The organism is Streptomyces sp. NPDC059256 (assembly GCF_042753785.1).
Lineage (GTDB): Bacteria > Actinomycetota > Actinomycetes > Streptomycetales > Streptomycetaceae > Streptomyces.
Genome location: NZ_JBHYZO010000004.1, coordinates 497,218 through 514,890, shown reverse-complemented (window position 1 = coordinate 514,890; position 17,673 = coordinate 497,218). Strand labels below are relative to the sequence as shown.

Here is a 17,673-nt window from a genome sequence, read left to right as displayed (position 1 = left end):
GAACCGGGGCAGGCATCACCGTTGGGACACCCGGTTCCGCGAAGGTCGAGGTGCCGGATCAGTCCGTCGCCCACGGCAGGACGGGTACCGGCTGAACCGGCTGTATCGCCCTGTCGACGACCGTGAGGCCGGTGCTCACCGAACGAGCCGTTGCTCACTGAACGAGAGGACAAGAAACCCCATGGCCATCGCTGCGCTCCGCACCATCGCCCTCGACTGTCCGGACCCGATCGCGCTCGCGGGCTTCTACCAGCGACTGCTGGGAGGTGAGATCACCGCAGACGGCGACGACTGGGTGGATCTGGCGGGCTCCTCCGCAGTGCCGCTCAGCTTCCAACTGGCTCCCGGCCACGTCCCACCGCCGTGGCCGTCATCGACCGGCGCCCAGCAGATCCACCTCGATCTGACGGTCACCGATCTGGAAGCGACGGAGCGGGAGGTGCTGGCGTGGGGCGCGACCCTGCTGGACGGCACCGAGAACCGCAAGTGGCGCGTCTACGCGGACCCCGCGGGGCATCCGTTCTGCCTCTGCGCCGACTGAGCACTACCCCCTCGGCCAGGAGGTGTACCGCATCGCCAAGTGGGCGCCGGGCAGCGGCGGTTGGCGAATGGGCGCTCCGCGGGCAAGCGGTGAACGTGCAGACTGGAGTCGTTCGCAAGCGACCGCACGAGGGGACCGCAACCACCATGAGCAGATGGATCGTCCTGGCCACCCCGTTGCAGGGTGTCTCGACCATGAATTGCGACACCAAGATCGCCCGGGAGGTCGAGGGCACCGAGGACGACGCGTTGGACGCCCTGCTGAGCGTGGCGAACACCTTCACCGACAGGGTGAAGGTTCGACGGAGAGAGGTGTTCCGGGTCTCCGACCGCTCCTACTTCATCAGGATCCGGAACCGGATTTCGACGTACGCGTACATGATCCAGATCGCGGAGCTGGTCTCCGACTCGGATCAGCCGGGCGCCGGGGTCGCTGAGCCCGCGGATGCCGTGCCCGAGTAACCGTCGGGATCCTGGGGCGACCACGCGGCTCTGCACGATCGGTGCGGTGGGGGTGGGCGGCTGGCCCACCCCCACCGTCGTTCACCCGTCCAGTTGCCCGATGGTCGCCACCGACGGCCCCCTGCGGGACTGCTCGTCGCGGGCAACCGACTCGGCGTCCCCGAGGACCCGTACAGCATTGCCCCAGGTCAGCTTCGCCAGATCGGCTTCGGACCAGCCTCGGCGCAGCAGCTCCGCGATCAGGTTCGGATAGCCGGCGACATCATCGAGCCCGGCCGGGGTGAACGCCGTCCCATCGAAGTCACCGCCGATTCCCACGTGATCGATGCCCGCGACCTCGCGCATGTGGTCGAGGTGGTCGGCGACCGTGTGTGCGGTGGCGATCGGACGGGGGTTGGCGTCCTCAAAGGCTGCGTGGAGCTTCATCGCCTCCGCGGACATGTCCAGCGGATGGAAGCCGTTCCTGCGCAGGTTCTCATCGGCGGCCAGGGTCCAGTCGACCGCCTCGGGCAGGATGAACTTCGGTACGAAGGTGGCCATCGCGAGCCCGCCGTTGGACGGGAGCAGCGCCAGTACGTCATCCGGCACATTGCGGACGTGGTCGCAGATCGCCCGCGCCGACGAGTGCGAGAAGACCACCGGGGCGGTGGACGTCGCCAGGGCGTCGCGCATGGTGGAGGGCGCCACGTGGGAGAGGTCAACCAGCATGCCCAGTCGGTTCATCTCCCGGACGACCTCGTGCCCGAAGGGCGAGAGGCCACCGACGCCGGGGCTGTCGGTGGCGGAGTCGGCCCAGGGCACGTTGTCGTTGTGGGTGAGCGTCAGATACCGCACGCCCAGGGTGAACAGCGCGCGCAGGGTGGCGAGGGAGCTGTTGATCGAGTGGCCGCCCTCCGCTCCCATCAGTGAGGCGATCCTGCCCTCGGCGCGTGCGGCCTCCATGTCCGCCGCGGTCAGTGCGGGGGCCAGTTCGGTGGGATAGCGGTCCAGCAGTTGGCGTACGCAGTCGATCTGCTCCAGTGTGGCGCTCACCGCGTCGTCGCCGGACATCCCGGAGCGGACGTAGACGGACCAGAACTGGGCGCCGACCTTGCCCGCGCGCAGCCTGGGGAGGTCCGTGTGGAGGCTGCCGGTGAGGTCAGCGGAGATGTCGAGCTGGTCGAGGTCGTAGCGGACCTTCTCGCGCAGGGCCCACGGCAGGTCGTTGTGGCCGTCGACGACCGGATGGTCGCCGAGCAGTTCCAGGGCACGGGCGAGATGTGCGGGGTCCGGGGCGTCGGCGAGGGTGAGCACCTCCTGGCCGTTCTCACCGCCCTCGGGGTTCTCGGGGTCGCCGTGCGTACCGTTCGTATCGTTTGGCATGTCGTCTTTACTTCCCGAAGCCGAAGGAACCAGTGCCCTCGACCTTGGCGCGGAGGCGCTTGCCCTTGTCGGTGGCCTGCTCGTTCAGCTCGTCCTGGAACTCACGCATCCGGTTCAACAGTTCGGAGTCGTGGGTGGCGAGGATGCGGGCGGCCAGCAGTCCCGCGTTACGGGCGCCGGCGACGGAGACGGTGGCGACGGGGACGCCCGCGGGCATCTGCACGATCGACAGCAGGGAGTCCATGCCGTCGAGGTACTTCAGCGGTACGGGCACGCCGATGACGGGCAGCGGGGTGACGGAAGCGAGCATGCCCGGCAGATGGGCGGCTCCCCCGGCACCCGCGATGATCACCTTGAGGCCGCGGGCGTCCGCCTGCTCTCCGTACGCGACCATCTCGCGCGGCATCCGGTGTGCGGAGACCACGTCGACCTCGAAGGGGATCTCGAACTCGGTCAGGGCCTGGGCCGCGGCCTCCATGACGGGCCAGTCGGAGTCGGAGCCCATCACGATGCCCACGAGCGGGCCGGGTGCGGAGGTGCTCATTCGGTGATCGTTCCTCTGAGGTAGTCGGCTGCGTGGCGGGCGCGCTCGCGGACGTCCGCGAGGTCGTTGCCGTAGGTGTTGACATGACCGACCTTGCGGCCGGGCTTCACGTCCTTGCCATACATATGGATCTTGAGCTGGGGGTCCCTGGCCATGCAGTGCAGATACGCCGCGTACATGTCCGGATAGTCCCCGCCGAGGACGTTGCACATCACCGTCCAGGGCGCACGGGGACGGGGATCTCCGAGCGGGAGATCGAGTACGGCCCGGACATGGTTGGCGAACTGCGAGGTCACCGCGCCGTCCTGGGTCCAGTGGCCCGAGTTGTGGGGGCGCATCGCCAGCTCGTTGACGAGGATCCGGCCGTCGGGCGTCTCGAAGAGCTCGACGGCGAGGTGACCGACCACGCCCAGCTCTGCGGCGATCTTCAGGGCGAGCTGCTGGGCCCGGCCCGCCAGTTCCTCATCGAGGTCGGGCGCGGGGGCGATGACGGTGTCGCAGACGCCGTCGACCTGCTGGGACTCCACCACCGGGTAGGCGACGGCCTGACCGTGCGGGGAGCGGACGACATTGGCTGCCAGCTCGCGGGTGAAGTCGACCTTCTCCTCGGCGAGCACGGGCACACCGGCACGGAAGGGGTCGGCCGCATCGGCTGCGGTCCGTACGAACCAGACGCCCTTGCCGTCGTACCCGCCGCGCACGGTCTTCAGGATCACGGGGAAGCCGCCGACCTCGTCGGCGAAGGCCGCGACATCGGCCGGATCGGTCACGATCCGATGGCGGGGGCAGGGCACGCCCAGTTCCATGAGCCGCGCCCGCATCACGCCCTTGTCCTGGGCGTGGACCAGCGCGGCAGGTCCCGGCCGTACGGGGATGCCCTCAGCCTCCAGGGCACGCAGATGCTCGATCGGAACATGCTCATGATCGAAAGTGATCACGTCGCAGCCCCGCGCGAACTCACGCAGCGTGCCCAGATCGCGATAGTCGCCAATGACGACATCGCTGACCACCTGGGCCGCAGAGTCCTGCGGGGTGTCACTCAAGAGCTTGAAACGGATGCCGAGGGGGATGCCCGCCTCGTGGGTCATACGGGCGAGCTGACCGCCACCGACCATGCCGACTACCGGGAACGTCACCCTTATAGGGTATCTGTCGCACCCGAACGCCGAACGAGCGTGTCACGGCCTCGCCACACCATCACCGGCGTCCCCGGGCGGGAGCACGCAAGGGTGGTTAGCATGACTGGGTTGACGACACCGATCTGATGGGGCTGGACTCTCACTATGAGTGAACGAGGCGGTGCGCTGCGCGGGCAGCTGCAACAGCTCCTGCGTGAAGTCGCCAAGTTCGGAGCGGTGGGTGGCGCGGGTGTCATCGTCAACCTCGCGATCTTCAACCTGGTGCGCGCCACCACCGAGATCCCCGTGGTGCGGGCCTCGCTGATCGCCAACGCGGTCGCCATCATCACCAACTACCTCGGCTACCGGTACTTCACCTACCGTGACCGCGACAAGAGCGGACGCACGCGCGAGCTCTCGCTCTTCCTGGTGTTCAGCCTGATCGGCATGGTCATCGAGAACGGCATCCTGTACGTCGCGACCTACGGCTTCGGCTGGGACAGCTCGTTGCAGAGCAATCTCTTCAAGTTCCTCGGCATCGGGATCGCCACCCTCTTCCGGTTCTGGTCGTACCGCACCTGGGTCTTCCGTGCGCTGCCCGACCGGGAGCCGGAACAGCCGGAGCCCGTGTCTGCCGATCCCGCGTACCGCGTGGTGAAGCCGCAGGGCGAGGCGTGCCCGGGCATCCCCATCGACCAGGCTCTGGCGCCTTCCTTGGAGGAGGAGCTGGAGTTGGAGAAGCTGGGGCAGGAGGCCCGCTCGGCCGAGCCGGACGCCGTGGGCCCGCGCAGCTAGCGACCGGGACCCGCATCCGCCCACTTCACCCACGCCGGGCGCCGGCCCCTGCATCCGGCGCCCGGTGCCCGTCAGCCCTCAGCCGTCAGCCGTCAGCCGTCAGCGCACGGTCAGATAGCTGTTGTCCTTGCGCTTGCGTGCCACCCGGCTGAGGAACAGCGCGAACACGGGCGGGTGCTGCTGCAACAGCTCCAGCCGTCCGCCGTCCGCCTCGGCGAGGTCCCGGGCGACCGCCAGCCCGATGCCCGTGGAGTTTCGGCCACTGATGGCCCGTTCGAAGATCCTTGCCCCCAGCTCTCCCGGCACGCCGGGCCCCTCGTCGGTCACCTCGATCACCGCCTGGTTGCCGGTGACACGCGTACGGAGCGCCACCGTGCCACCACCGTGCATCAACGAGTTCTCGATGAGCGCCGCGAGCACCTGGGCCACCGCGCCGGGGGTCCCCACCGCACGCATCCCCTGTTTGCCCGAGCAGACCAGGGCACGGCCGGCGCTGCGGTAGGCCGAGCGCCACTCGGCGATCTGCTGCTTCACCACCTCGTCGAGGTCGAAGACGATGGCGGAGCCGGTGCGCGGGTCGCGGGCGTTGGTCAGCAGTCGTTCGACCACATCGGTGAGCCGTTCCACCTGGGTCAGGGCGATGTTGGCCTCCTCCTTCACCGTCTCGGGGTCGTCGGTGGCCGAGATCTCCTCCAACCGCATGGACAGGGCGGTCAGCGGGGTGCGGAGTTGGTGCGAGGCATCGGCCGCAAGTCTGCGTTCGGCGGTGAGCATCCGGGCGATCCGCTCGGCGCTGGCGTCGAGGACGTCGGCGACCCGATCCAGTTCGGGCACCCCGTAGCGACGATGGCGGGGGCGGGGGTCACCGGAGCCGAGGCGCTCGGCGGTCTCGGCGAGGTCCGTGAGCGGCGAGCTGAGCCGATTGGCCTGCCGCACGGCCAGCAGGATCGCCGCGATCACCGCGACCAGCGCGACCCCGCCGATGATGAGCAGGGTGCGCCCCACCTCACGGGTGATGGAGGAGCGTGACTCCTCCACGATGACGGTCTCCTCGCGCTGCCCCTGTGCCTCGCTGCGGATCACGCTGCCGCGGGGGCGGTCGCCGACCTCGATGTCGGGCCGTCCCGGGATCTCGATCCGTACGTACCGTCCCCCGCCGACCTGTTTGGCGAGGACGGCGCTGTTGAGGGGCTCCCCGCCGATGATCCGGCTGTCCACGATGTTCGCGAGCCGAAGGGCCTCGGCCTTGACGCTCTGCTCCGCGCTGCTGGTGATCGTGCGGGTCTCGACAAGGACGAGCGAGACGCCGAAGACGCCGATCACCACCAGGACGACGGCGAGGGTGGAGTTGATGAGTCGTCGGCGCAAGGGGCCCTCCGGGGTGGGGTGACGGCTCCTTGAGCCTATGCGCCGGCGCGCGGCCCTCCCGGTCCTTTGCCCTCCTGAGGGCACTTCTTGGGTACGCCCTGGTGAGCGGGGGCACGGCGGGGCTCGCTCCGGGTGTCGCGGGAAGCCCCGGCGCGCGCCTTGGGGGTGGCGCGAGCCGGGGCGGGCGGGCTCCCGTTCGCTCAGCTGAAGATCACCGAGCGGAGCTGGAGCCGGTCGGTGGTCTGCTCCCCGTGGGGGCGCAGTCGAAAGGACTGACCGGTGCAGTCGGGCTCGGTGTAGACGATGGCGACGGAGCCGGTGTCGTTGCGCGGCCCGAAGGCGGGTGACGAGGAGCCGGGGTTGGCCGCTTCGGGGATGACCACGCACCGCTGGCTGGGCGGATCGACGAGCACACCCGGTTGGGGCTGTCCGTTCAGACCGGTGTACCGGTAGTGGAAGTTGCCGACTGCCGCGCCGGCCGGGGAGGCGAGCGGCACCACGAGGGCGAGCGCTCCGAGGGCTACGGCGGCGGCTGAGGTACGGGGTCGCACGGGTGCTCCTTGTCCTTCGGGGGTCCCGGATGAGCAGGGACGCCGGGGGACTACCCCGCGCGATCGCCCCGGCCCACCTCCTCGGGGTGCGGAAACGATCACTTGTCGCCCGTTCGGCGCAGTAGGGCGTCCGGCGACGTACGTCGAGGTCAACAAGGTCGGCAGGGCTGCGGGCGCAATGCCGGACACCCCGCCGGCTGGGTCCGGACGGGGTGTCTGCTCGGTGGGATCGCTCACTCGGCTCAGACCGGGCTGGTGGGTGGCCTCGGCGGAGGCGCATGCGGATGCGGAGAGCAGTGGGTCGAGGACGGGGGCGCCCTCCCTGTCGACCCAGCGGTCGTTCCAGACGAAGCCGTGTTCCGGGCCGCGCTGTCAGGTCTGGGGCATCCGACCCCCGGATCATGCGCAAACACCGACGACGAACCATGCCGACCCAGCGCCACCGAGGGATCACCCGCCAACCCGCCGCCCGGAAGCCCCCGTCCGGGGCCCTCTCCCCCGCCCCCGACTGCCAGGTGTGCCACAGCTCGCCGTCCTCCCCCCGTAAGAAGACGGCGAACTGTGGCCTGGCGGCCGACCACCGCACACGGGCGGCCCGCGGCCCCCGGTGCAGGTCGGCCCAGCCCGGTCCACGGTGAGCGGGTGCCCGTGGCGGTCTGCCAGCGGTGGGTGACGCCGCCCGCCGGATCCGCTCTGGCCGCCGCTGCCGCAGGCCCGGCCGATCCCCAGGTCGGGCGTGCCGGGGCAGGCGGCCAACAGCAGGTCACGGAAGTACAGGACCCCCGGCTTGGCCGTGGGATCGCCGTCGCGCTGGGGCTCGTACAACGCGTAGGGGTCGAAGTGCGGGCCGAAGTCGGGTGCTGTCGGTGGCATGGGGTGCTCCTCGGACTGAGCCCCCGCCCCGTGCGAGGTGGCTCTATCCGTCAGGCGCCAGATCCCGACCGTCCGGCCCGCCAGATCGGATCACGCAGATGCGGCTCAGCTCTTTTCGAAGCGGAAGCCCACACCCCGAACCGTGGCGATGTAGCGGGGGTTGGCCGCGTCGTCGCCGAGCTTCTTGCGCAGCCAGGAGATGTGCATGTCGAGCGTCTTGGTCGAGGACCACCAGGTGGTGTCCCAGACCTCGCGCATCAACTGGTCGCGGGTGACGACCCGACCGGCGTCGCGGACCAGTACCCGCAGCAGATCGAACTCCTTGGCCGTGAGTTGGAGTTCTTCATCGCCCATCCAGGCCCGGTGGGACTCGACGTCGATGCGCACGCCGTGCGTGGCCGGCGGGGGCGCGGGCTCGGTCGCGCCGCGGCGCAGCAGCGCCCGGACACGGGCCAGCAGTTCGGCCAGCCGGAACGGCTTGGTGACGTAGTCGTCAGCGCCGGCGTCGAGACCGACCACGGTGTCCACCTCGTCCGCGCGGGCCGTCAGCACCAGGATGGGGACCGTGTGCTTCTCGGCCCGCAGCCGTCTGGCGACCTCCAGGCCGTCCATGCCGGGCAGTCCGAGGTCGAGGACGACCAGGTCGACACCGCCCGCGAGTCCGGCGTCCAGCGCTGCCGGTCCGTCCTCGCGCACCTCGACCTCGTATCCCTCCCTGCGCAGCGCGCGAGCCAGGGGCTCCGAGATGGATGCGTCGTCTTCGGCGAGCAGTACACGCGTCATGGAGTGATGGTAGTCCGCGGGGCGTTCGAACCGGGGTGCGATGCGGAACCCCTGCGGGTCTATGAGTGGATCTTGCTGAAGACCTTGGAATCAGCGACTGCGGTTCCAAGATCGCCTGTGATCCAGCTCTCCAGCGCTTTCGTATTGCGTTGTGTCGTGTCGTATGGTGTCGACTACGCCTGTAGCACTACACGGAGACCTTTGGCCTGCGCGCAAGCAGCTAGCAGTGAGCGCGGCAGTGAATCCAAGGGTCTCTTTCTGTGCTCGAAGCCGGAAATACCGGCATCGAAGACAGTGAATGACCTGTGGGCCGGGCCCTGAGCGCAAGAAGCATTCGGGGCGTGGATCCCGGTGCGTACTGTCCCTGCAACTGCGGCCAACCCAGCCGGAGCAGCCCCTTGGCGTGGGGCGGGGCAGTCTCGTACCGGTGCCGGCCACCCCCCACCGGGCGCTCGACCGCTCACGAAGCGGTGCGTCCCGAGCACGCAAGGATCGACCATGGCGTCAAGCCTGACGAAGGACTCGACCGGTTCCACCGGTACCGAGAAGACCTTCCTCGGCCACCCCCGCGGACTGGCCTTCCTCTTTATGACCGAGATGTGGGAGCGCTACAGCTTCTACGGGATGCGGGCGCTGCTCGTCCTCTACCTCTCCACGGAAGTGGTCGAGGGCGGACTCGGTATGAAGACCGCGACGGCTGTCGCGATCTACTCCGTCTACAACGCGATGGTCTATCTGCTGGCGCTCCCCGGCGGCTGGCTCGGCGACCGCGTCTGGGGTGCGCGCAAGGCGACCGCCATCGCCGGCGTGATCATCATGAGCGGCCACTTCATGCTGGCCGTGCCGGTGGACGCGATGTTCTTCGTGGGACTGGCGTTCATCGCCGCGGGTTCGGGTCTGCTGAAGTCCAACATCTCCACGATGGTGGGCCATCTCTACCCCGACCGGAGCGACCCCCGTCGTGACGGTGGCTTCACGATCTTCTACATGGGCATCAACCTGGGTGCCGTCGCCGCCCCGCTGACGATCGGCTCGGTCGGCCAGAACGTCGACTGGCACCTGGCGTTCGCGATGTCCGGCGTCGGCATGGCGCTGGGTCTGGTCTTCTTCTTCCTGGGCTTCAGGCATCTGAGCCCCGACTCCAACCAGGTCCCCTCGCCGGCGTCCGCCGAAGAGCGGGCAGCGCTGCTGCGCAAGGGTCTGATCTGGGTCACCGTTGCCGCAGCCGCCTATGCGATCGTCGGTCTGACCGGCGCCTTCACCGTGGACTGGGTGCTCTGGCCGCTGACGATCCTCGGTCTGCTGCTGCCCGCGTGGTACCTGTTCAAGATCCGTCGCGACAAGGATCTGACCCAGGTCGAGCGGTCCCGGATGTCCGGCTACATCTGGTTCTTCATCGCCGCAGCCGCGTTCTGGGCGATCTACGACCAGACAGGTTCGGTGCTCGCGCTCTTCGCGAAGGACAACACCGAAGCGACCCTGCTGGGCTTCGAGTTCCCGACCACCTGGTTCCAGTCGCTGAATCCGCTGTTCGTGATGACGCTCGCGCCGCTGTTCGCCATGCTCTGGGTGGCCCTGTACAGGCGGAGCAAGGAGCCCAGCACCCTGTCGAAGTTCGCCTTCGCCCTGCTGATGGTCGGCGGCTCCTTCTTCGTGATGATGGTGGCGCAGGGGGTGGCCACGGGCGATGTGAAGGTGTCGCCGATGTGGCTGGTCAGCGTCTACTTCATGCAGACCGTGGGTGAGCTGTGCCTCTCCCCGGTGGGCATGTCGCTGACGACCAAGCTCGCCCCGCGGAAGTACGCGTCCCAGATGATGGGCGTCTGGTTCCTCGCCATGACGGCGGGCAACTCGGTCATCGCCCTGTTGCAGCTGCTGGGCGCGTCCACGGACACGCAGGGATGGTTCGCCAGCCAGGGCGTCGTCGCCGTACTCGCCGGTGTGGCGATCTTCATGTGGCGGCGCAAGGTGCAGCCGCTCATGGGAGGCGTGAACTGACGATCCACGGTGGACGGGTACGGACCGTCCGCAGCTGATCTCATACGTACGAGAGGGCCGTCGATCCGGAATCACTCCGGACGGCGGCCTTCTTGGCTGACGTCCACCGACCGGACGGGAGCGGTTCGGTCCGCGGCACCCAGCCCGCCCCACCGTCCATGGAGTCGGGTGCTGGTGTCCCTCCAGGGTGTACGGAGGAGCAGTCCAGGGCGTACGGAGGAGAGCCCACGGTGTAAGGAGGAGCAGCCGGAACGCCTCGTCAAACCGGTGCGAGCAGGGCGGGGATACGTCCAACCGGATGCCGGAGAAGCCGAAAGAGCACGCCTCGGCGGCGTGCTCGGCAACGGACGTGCGCCGCCCGGACCGGACGGCGGGAATGCAGACGGAACCACTGGATCAGTCGAGACCAGGCGGGACTGCAAGGTCAGGCGGGGCTCGCGGGATCGGACGGCCCCCTGGATGAGTCGGGATCAGGCGGGCGCGGCCAGCTCCGCCCATACTGTCTTGCCCGGCGCACCGGGCACCCGGACGACGCCCCAGTCCAGGCAGAGCCGCTGGACGATGAACATGCCGTGGCCACCGGGACGGCCGGCGCGGTGCGGTGTGCGGGGCGCGGGCTGGCCGGCTCCCCGGTCGGAGACCTCCAGCCGCAGCACCTTGCCGTCGCAGCCCACCTTCAGCTCCTCGGGACCCTCGGCGTGCAGACAGGCGTTGGTGACCAGCTCCGAGACGACCAGCAGCACATCCTCGGCTGCCGCGCGGCGATCGGCGGTGGCTGCGGGCAACCAGCCCCAGTCGTAGAGCGCCTGGCGCGTGAAGTCCCGGGCGAGCGGAACAATGCCGCTGGCGCTCCCCAGGGCAAGGGTGCGCACCCGCCCACCGGGTACGCCGGAAGCAGCGCCAACGACGTCCTCCGACTCGGGGCCGAGGTCGCCCGGCTGCTGCGGCCGGGTGGTGCTCATCAGCGCTTCACCTCACCGATTCACCAGTTCGCGTTCGTATCTCATCAGGTCAGCGTGGCCGCCGCGCGTCAGAGCGCCGCCGCACACACATTCAGAGTGCCGGACGGCGGACCTTCGCGTGGCCCCGCGGGGGTTCTCCTGCCCTGTCGCGTGGTGACAACACTCACTACGCCGAAAGCGGATCTCACCGCGCGGACGGCGCATGCGCCACATCCACCGCATAGGGCACTCAGCTCGCCAGAGCGTCCTCAACCGTGTCATGCACGGTGAAGACCGCTTCTGCTCCGGTGATCTCCAGCACCCGCGCCACAACGGGCAGCATGCCGGCCAAATGGACCCCTCCCCCGGCCGCCTCGGCCTTGAGTCGCGCACCGAGCAGCACATTGAGCCCGGTGGAGTCGCAGAACTCCAGTTCGGAACAGTCCACGACCAGGCGTGACCGCCCCTTGGCGAGCGCCTCGTCCAGAGGAACACTCAGCAGGTCGGCCGTGTGGTGATCCAATTCACCCGCCGGCCGCACCACTTCACTGCCGCCCTCGGTCCGAACCTCGACCTGAAGTCGGCCACGATTCGCGCTACCGACCGTCCCGCGATCCATGTCCGTCCCTACTTCGCCGTGTGAGCCGTGTGAGCCGTGTCACCGGATATAGCCGTCCGTCGTGCGGCACCGGCCATGGCGTGTGCCACAGCCCGCCTCCGCTTTCCCGCGGGCCTTCGCCGGCCGGTCCGCAGGACGGCGAGGCGCCGACCGCGTGACCGGTGGTGTCCGGTGCGGAACCACCGCGACGTCATACGACTCATCACGGCGGCTTCCCTCGAACATTACGCCTCCTTCACGGGACTCGGCCAGCAGAACTCCCCAACAAACCAAGCATTTCGGACATTTGACACTTGCAACGCCCCCGGGGGAGCGGGTAGGTCTGGAAGGGACCACGAGAACCAACCCCCACGACGGCTTTGGAGGCGCCGCTCACCGCAGCGCATGTAGAGGCATCGGCAGCCTTGTGCCGAGCACGATGGAGGAGACCCATGTCAGCCCCCACCCCGCACCACCCCCGACGCCCCGACGTCCCCGCCGCACCCCGCGTCGGCACCGCCCTGGTGGAACGCCCGGGCCGGCCCGCCCGCGCCGAAGCCGCCCACGGCGTGGAGCTCGACGAGGCCGACGCCCCCTCGGCCACGGAAATCACCGGAAGCCGCGACATCAACGGGGACGCCCCCTTCGACGAGATGGCACCGCTGGACGCGCGAGCCCTGTCGAAGACCCTCTTCGCCCGGTTGGAACACCTCGAAGAAGGCACCTACGAGTACGCGTACGTCCGCAACACCCTCGTCGAGCTCAATCTGGCGCTGGTCAAGTTCGCCGCCTCCCGCTTCCGCTCCCGCAGCGAGCCGATGGAGGACATCATCCAGGTCGGCACGATCGGCCTGATCAAGGCGATCGACCGGTTCGACCTCGACCGCGGCGTGGAGTTCCCCACCTTCGCCATGCCGACGATCGTCGGCGAGATCAAGCGGTTCTTCCGCGACACCAGTTGGTCGGTGCGCGTCCCCCGCAGACTCCAGGAGCTCCGTCTCGAACTGGCCCGCGCGGGCGACGAGCTCTCACAGCGGCTCGACCGGGCCCCGACCACGGCCGAACTCGCCGCCCACCTCGACCTCGGCGTGGACGAGGTCGTCGAAGGCATGGTCGCCAGCAACGCCTACACGGCCGCCTCGCTGGACGCCCAGTCGGACGGCGAGGACATCGGTGACACCGAGGGCACCCTCGCCGATCGCATCGGCTACGAGGACCATGGACTCGAAGGCGTCGAGTACATCGAATCCCTCAGGCCGCTGATTGCAACCCTTCCGCCACGGGACCGTAAAATTCTCTCCCTGCGTTTCGTCGCAAACATGACACAGTCCGACATCGGCGAAGAGTTGGGCCTGTCTCAAATGCATGTGTCCCGACTGCTCTCCCGAACCCTCGCCAAGCTGCGCAAAGGGCTCACACTCGATGAGTGAACACCCCCCTCGCGACCTCCCGGGACAGGGCCTTTTCCCCTAGGGAAGGGGCCCTTCCTCATGTTGACGAGGCTGGCTGGATCGGTTCCCATTGAGCCCGCATCAATGGGGGGACAATAATGGCTCTTGGGGAGGGCTGCCCGTCCGCGTACTCAGCACTGGAAGAGCTGATGCGCCGACGCCTGGGCAGAGAATGTCTGTATGTGCCGTCATGCCGTTTGGGGCTCTACATCGCGCTGCGCCACTGGTGCCCGCCGGGCGGACGGGTGTTGATGTCACCCGTCAACGACGATGTGATCTTCTTCGTCGTCCTCGCCGCAGGACTACGCCCGGTGCAGGCGCCGCTGCGCGCCGACGACGCCTCGATCGACGTCGACGCGGTGCCCGCGTCACTGTGGTCCGGTCTCTCGGCCGTGCTCACCACCAATCTCTACGGAAATCCCGACCCCGCACCCGAACTGCGGGCCCGCTGCGACCGACTCGGCATCCCCCTCCTTGAGGACGCCGCACACGCCATAGGCAGCGAGGTGGCGGGCCAGCCCGTGGGAAGCTTTGGTGACGCGTCCGTCTTCAGCCTCTCCAAACACACGGGAGCCAAAACGGGCGGCTTCCTCGCCATCGCCGATCCGGCGCTGCGGGGGACACTTGAGCGGGCCCGGGACGAACTCCTCCAGCCGACGCGGCTGACGGCGGAACTGACCTACGGCCTGCGACCGTACGCCGAGGCCGGTGTGCGGGGACTGCGGCTCACGGGAGCGGCCCGGGCCGCCCTGAGGCTGCTCGGCCTTGAGGAGCGCGAGGACATCCGAATGGCACTGCGGCCCGGCGAGCTGAAGGAAGCGGTCGCGGTCGCCCCCGCGCTCGACGACTTCGACTCCTGGATACGAGTGGACATGCACGACTACCGACTCAGCCCGGGTAGGACGCGCCTACGGCGCACCGAGCGACTGCTCAACCGATTGGAACCGAGGCTGGACGCCTGCCGCAGCGGTACGGAACGCCTCGCCGCCTCCCGCTGGGCGGCCCCGCACTCGGGACCCCACCAGCCCCTCTTTCGCGTACCCCTGCTGGTGGAGGACCGGACGGCGGCCATGACCGCGCTCGCCCGGCACCGGATCACCACCGGATACCTCTACGACCCGCCGCTCGACACCTATGCGGGCGAGGCGTTCACCGACCCCTCGCCGGCGCCCGGCAGCGCCGACTACTTCGCGCGGCACGCACTGCCCGTCGATCCGCTCCGCGCCGAGCAGGTCATGTCGATACTGCACCGGTCCGGCATACGACCGGCGCCACCCGCGCCCGATGCCTCCCACCCCACCGAACCGTCCGGCGGCACCAGCCGGACCACGGAGGTGGCGACAGGTCTACGCAACACCGCAGCACCGCACCCGAGGACCGCGGCGGGACACCCCGCCACCCAGGGCGAGACCGGTGGCTGACATCACCCGACTGCACAAGCCGTCCAGTTCCGGCCCCGGGGACGCCCCGGTAGACCCGGGCCCACCCGACGTGCACGATCCGCGGCCCCCGGGAGAGATCCCGGAGCCGGCCGCGGGAGAAGCGGCCGGGGACGCAGAAGGCGGCAGCGGAGACTCCATGTTCCGCAACGCCTACATGCTGATGCTCTCCACCGGAGTCTCCGCAGGGCTCGGGCTCGGCTTCTGGCTCGTCGCCGCCCGCTACTACAGCAAGGACGCCGTCGGTGAGGGCTCCGCGGCGATCGCCGCGATGCGACTGCTCGCCTCCATCACCGCGACCACCATGATCGGCGCGGTGGTGCGCTACGTACCGCGCGCCGGACGCGCAACCGGTCCGCTGGTGTGGCGCACCTACCTGGCCAGTTCGCTCGTGGTCTGTCTGGCATCGGTGGTCTTCCTCTTCACGCTCGACCTGTGGGGGCCTTCGTACGAACCGCTCGACGGCGTCGGGCCCGGACTCTTCTTCATCGCGGCCTGCGTCGGTTGGGCGCTGTTGACCCTCCAGGACGGAGTGCTCACCGGTCTGCGCAAGGCCGTGTGGGTACCGGTCGGCAACGCGGTCTTCTCCATCGGGAAGCTGCTGCTGCTCGCCGCGTTCGCCGCGACCCTGCCCGTGCTGGGGATCTTCGTGTCCTGGGCGGCGGCCATGGTGTTGTCGGTGTTCCCACTGGCCTGGCTGATCTTCCGCAAGCTGATACCCCAGCAGGCGGCGGCCGACCGGGACCGCGAGCCGCCGCGGATGAAGGAGATCGGCCGCTTCCTCGCCGGTGACTCGGTGGGTTCGCTGTTCTCACTGGCGATGATCAACCTGCTGCCGGTGATGGTCGCCGTCAACTTCGACGCCGAACACAACGGCTTCTTCTACATCGCGTACACGGTCGGCGGCACGATGGAGTTCATGGCCATCAACATGGCCTCGTCGCTCACCGCGCACGCCTCGCACAGCCCCGAGACACTGGCCGCCGGCGTACGCGGGGCGCTGCGCCGGATGGCGCTGCTGCTGGTGCCGGTCGTGCTGTTCCTGGTGCTCTTCGCCCCACTGATCCTCGCCCCCTTCGGGGCCGCCTACGCCGAGAACGGCACCACTGTCCTACGGCTGCTGGCCGCCGCAGCGCTGCCCCGGGTCGCCGTCGAGTTGTACATCGGCGTGCTGCGCGTCCAGGGCCGCACCGGAATGCTCGCCGCGCTCCAGTGCACCATGTGCGCGCTGGTGCTGGGCAGTGCGGCGATGCTGCTCGGCCCGGTCGGCATCTCCGGCGCGGGCTGGGCGATGCTCGGCTCGATGCTGCTGATGGCGGTCGTGTCCGCACCGGGGCTGCGGGCCACGCTCGTCGGCCGGGAGCCCGCGCCTTCGCGGACCGCCAAGGTGCTGGGCCGCCTCGCCCGCTCACTGCGCAAGGACGCCGAACCGGACGTCGAGTACGGCACCAGTTGGGCCCGCAAGGCCGCCGAGCGCCGCGAGGCGGCGGCGGAGGAGTACGCCAAGGAGTACGGCGAGGACTGGGCCCGCCAGACGGCGTACCTGCGCGGTGTGCACGACGACACCGCGACACCGGCGTTCGGCATCCCCATGTACGTACCGGACCGGACCGCGCAACAGGCCGCACAGCAGCGGGCCGCCAGTACACAGGTGTCGGTCAGCGATGCGGCCGAAGGTCGGATCGCGCTGACGCTCTGGGTGCTGCTGGGGCTGGCGACCGTACTGTTCTGGGCACCGCTGTTCCGGGCCCCGAACGTCACCGGGGGCGAACTCTCCGGGACCGAGTTGATGAAGGCGCTGCCGCCCATCACCCTGACCGCGGGCGTACTGCTGATCGTGGTGCACAGCGCCGCGCTCTCCCTGCTGCGTCCGCGCCCATGGCTGTTGGGCGCCGGAATGCTGGCCACCTTCGCCGCGCTGCACAGCGCTCCCGCGGTGCTCGGCTGGGAACCGGAGCCGGTGGAGGGCGCGTGGTACGAGACACTGGCACGCTTCCTCGCGTCGGCCGGGGGGATGGAGAGCACCGAGCCCCTGTTGCGCTGGCTGCCGACCGTCTGCCAACTGTTCTGCCTGGTGGCGGTGCTGGCACTGGCACGCGGCCTGGAGCTTCCGGTGCCGGCCCAGTGGGGGGTCCTCTGGCTGCTCGCGGTGTGTGGTTGGGCACTCCAGCGCCCGCTGGCACCCGTTGCACTGCCGCTTCAGCTGATCCTTACCTGTGCGGCATTGGCACTCATCTGCATACGCGCGGCGCGTAGTACGCCGTCAAGGAACTGAGCTACCTGGGGTGAACCGTGCAACAACCAGCCACTGACACCGGGAAACCCGTGGCACCCCCTGGCGAACGTGTCCCTGACGAGCCCAGCGACGCACCCGCACAGGACCAGTCCACGATGGCGCTGTCCGTCGTGGACCTCCGCAAGGCGCAGAAGGCGTCGGCGGAGCGGAAGGCCGAACCGGAAGACGAACCGAAGGATGAACCGAAGGCCGAAGGGAAAGCCGAAGCTGAGGACGGGCCGACAGACGTCCTGAAGACCGAACCGGAGGGCGACTCGACGGACGGGGCGAAGGCAGGGGCCGAGCCGGCACAGGAGCAGCAGGCAACGACCCGGCCGGCGTCGAAGGACGATCGGCCGGAAGGGGATTCCGCCGAGGAGCGGCCCAACGAGTCGACCATGGCCCTCTCCGTCGCCGACCTCCGCAAAACACAGCGCACAGCAACCACCCCAAAGGCAGCAGAACCCACCGAGGAACGACCCAACGAATCCACCATGGCCCTCTCCGTCGCCGACCTCCGCGAAGCACAAAAAGCGGCACGGGAAGCAGCGCAGAAGTCAGCACAGAAGGCAGCC

General features: G+C 69.1%; 15 protein-coding genes and 1 pseudogene. 8 read left to right on the top strand and 8 right to left on the bottom strand.

From position 1 onward, the window contains the following. Positions 1-181: 181 nt before the first annotated feature. Together ACFXJL_RS13735 and ACFXJL_RS13730 are read left to right on the top strand one after the other, a co-directional pair. On the top strand, positions 182-541 hold the full coding sequence (locus tag ACFXJL_RS13735; RefSeq protein ID WP_384692033.1) for a VOC family protein: 360 nt from the start codon (positions 182-184) through the stop codon (positions 539-541). Between the two features lie 146 nt (positions 542-687). After that, on the top strand, positions 688-1,002 hold the full coding sequence (locus ACFXJL_RS13730) for a hypothetical protein (protein WP_358880037.1): 315 nt from the start codon (positions 688-690) through the stop codon (positions 1,000-1,002). Between the two features lie 81 nt (positions 1,003-1,083). Here ACFXJL_RS13730 and ACFXJL_RS13725 read toward each other — a convergent pair whose 3' ends face one another. The 3 genes from ACFXJL_RS13725 to ACFXJL_RS13715 are packed head-to-tail and all read right to left on the bottom strand — an operon-like array spanning position 1,084 to position 4,050. Then, positions 1,084-2,364 (bottom strand): dipeptidase, encoded by a 1,281-nt coding sequence (locus ACFXJL_RS13725; RefSeq protein WP_384692030.1) that lies wholly within the window; start codon positions 2,362-2,364, stop codon positions 1,084-1,086. Positions 2,365-2,371: 7 nt separating this feature from the next. Further along, complete coding sequence (gene purE, locus ACFXJL_RS13720; protein ID WP_383537374.1) at positions 2,372-2,908, bottom strand: 5-(carboxyamino)imidazole ribonucleotide mutase; 537 nt, start codon at positions 2,906-2,908, stop codon at positions 2,372-2,374. Further along, positions 2,905-4,050: a 5-(carboxyamino)imidazole ribonucleotide synthase gene (locus tag ACFXJL_RS13715; RefSeq protein WP_383537472.1), complete on the bottom strand. Its 1,146-nt coding sequence runs from the start codon at positions 4,048-4,050 to the stop codon at positions 2,905-2,907. Before ACFXJL_RS13715 ends, purE begins: the two co-directional genes overlap by 4 nt. A 141-nt stretch (positions 4,051-4,191) precedes the next feature. Between ACFXJL_RS13715 and ACFXJL_RS13710 the strand changes: the two genes are divergently transcribed. Further along, entirely contained in the window at positions 4,192-4,821 is a 630-nt protein-coding gene (locus tag ACFXJL_RS13710) for a GtrA family protein (RefSeq protein ID WP_384640349.1), read from the top strand. A 99-nt stretch (positions 4,822-4,920) separates the two neighbouring features. Here the strand turns inward: ACFXJL_RS13710 and ACFXJL_RS13705 are convergent, their stop codons facing one another. From ACFXJL_RS13705 to ACFXJL_RS13695, 3 genes are all read right to left on the bottom strand, one after another. Then, positions 4,921-6,189, bottom strand: a complete 1,269-nt coding sequence (locus ACFXJL_RS13705; protein ID WP_358880032.1) for an ATP-binding protein — start codon at positions 6,187-6,189, stop codon at positions 4,921-4,923. A 200-nt stretch (positions 6,190-6,389) separates the two neighbouring features. Next, positions 6,390-6,740, bottom strand: coding sequence for a hypothetical protein (locus ACFXJL_RS13700; protein WP_358880031.1), 351 nt, complete (start codon positions 6,738-6,740; stop codon positions 6,390-6,392). A gap of 978 nt (positions 6,741-7,718) precedes the next feature. Continuing rightward, complete coding sequence (locus ACFXJL_RS13695) at positions 7,719-8,396, bottom strand: response regulator transcription factor (protein WP_250920445.1); 678 nt, start codon at positions 8,394-8,396, stop codon at positions 7,719-7,721. 498 nt (positions 8,397-8,894) lie between these two features. Between ACFXJL_RS13695 and ACFXJL_RS13690 the strand changes: the two genes are divergently transcribed. Further along, the gene (locus tag ACFXJL_RS13690; RefSeq protein WP_384640344.1) at positions 8,895-10,394 is read left to right on the top strand and encodes a peptide MFS transporter; all 1,500 of its coding nucleotides are present in this window, start codon (positions 8,895-8,897) and stop codon (positions 10,392-10,394) included. Between the two features lie 470 nt (positions 10,395-10,864). Here the strand turns inward: ACFXJL_RS13690 and ACFXJL_RS13685 are convergent, their stop codons facing one another. Continuing rightward, complete coding sequence (locus ACFXJL_RS13685; RefSeq protein WP_358880030.1) at positions 10,865-11,356, bottom strand: ATP-binding protein; 492 nt, start codon at positions 11,354-11,356, stop codon at positions 10,865-10,867. Between the two features lie 229 nt (positions 11,357-11,585). Beyond that, a complete protein-coding gene (locus ACFXJL_RS13680) occupies positions 11,586-11,954 on the bottom strand; it encodes an STAS domain-containing protein (protein ID WP_329019897.1) in 369 nt (122 codons plus the stop codon). A 431-nt stretch (positions 11,955-12,385) separates the two neighbouring features. Between ACFXJL_RS13680 and ACFXJL_RS13675 the strand changes: the two genes are divergently transcribed. From ACFXJL_RS13675 to ACFXJL_RS13660, 4 genes and pseudogenes are all read left to right on the top strand, one after another. Further along, complete coding sequence (locus ACFXJL_RS13675; protein WP_358880029.1) at positions 12,386-13,363, top strand: RNA polymerase sigma factor SigF; 978 nt, start codon at positions 12,386-12,388, stop codon at positions 13,361-13,363. A 170-nt stretch (positions 13,364-13,533) separates the two neighbouring features. Next, on the top strand, positions 13,534-14,805 hold the full coding sequence (locus tag ACFXJL_RS13670; RefSeq protein ID WP_384692163.1) for a DegT/DnrJ/EryC1/StrS family aminotransferase: 1,272 nt from the start codon (positions 13,534-13,536) through the stop codon (positions 14,803-14,805). Further along, positions 14,798-17,098 (top strand): lipopolysaccharide biosynthesis protein, encoded by a 2,301-nt coding sequence (locus ACFXJL_RS13665; RefSeq protein WP_384692022.1) that lies wholly within the window; start codon positions 14,798-14,800, stop codon positions 17,096-17,098. Before ACFXJL_RS13670 ends, ACFXJL_RS13665 begins: the two co-directional genes overlap by 8 nt. 116 nt (positions 17,099-17,214) lie before the next feature. After that, positions 17,215-17,673: pseudogene (locus ACFXJL_RS13660) on the top strand (hypothetical protein); the annotation flags it as partial.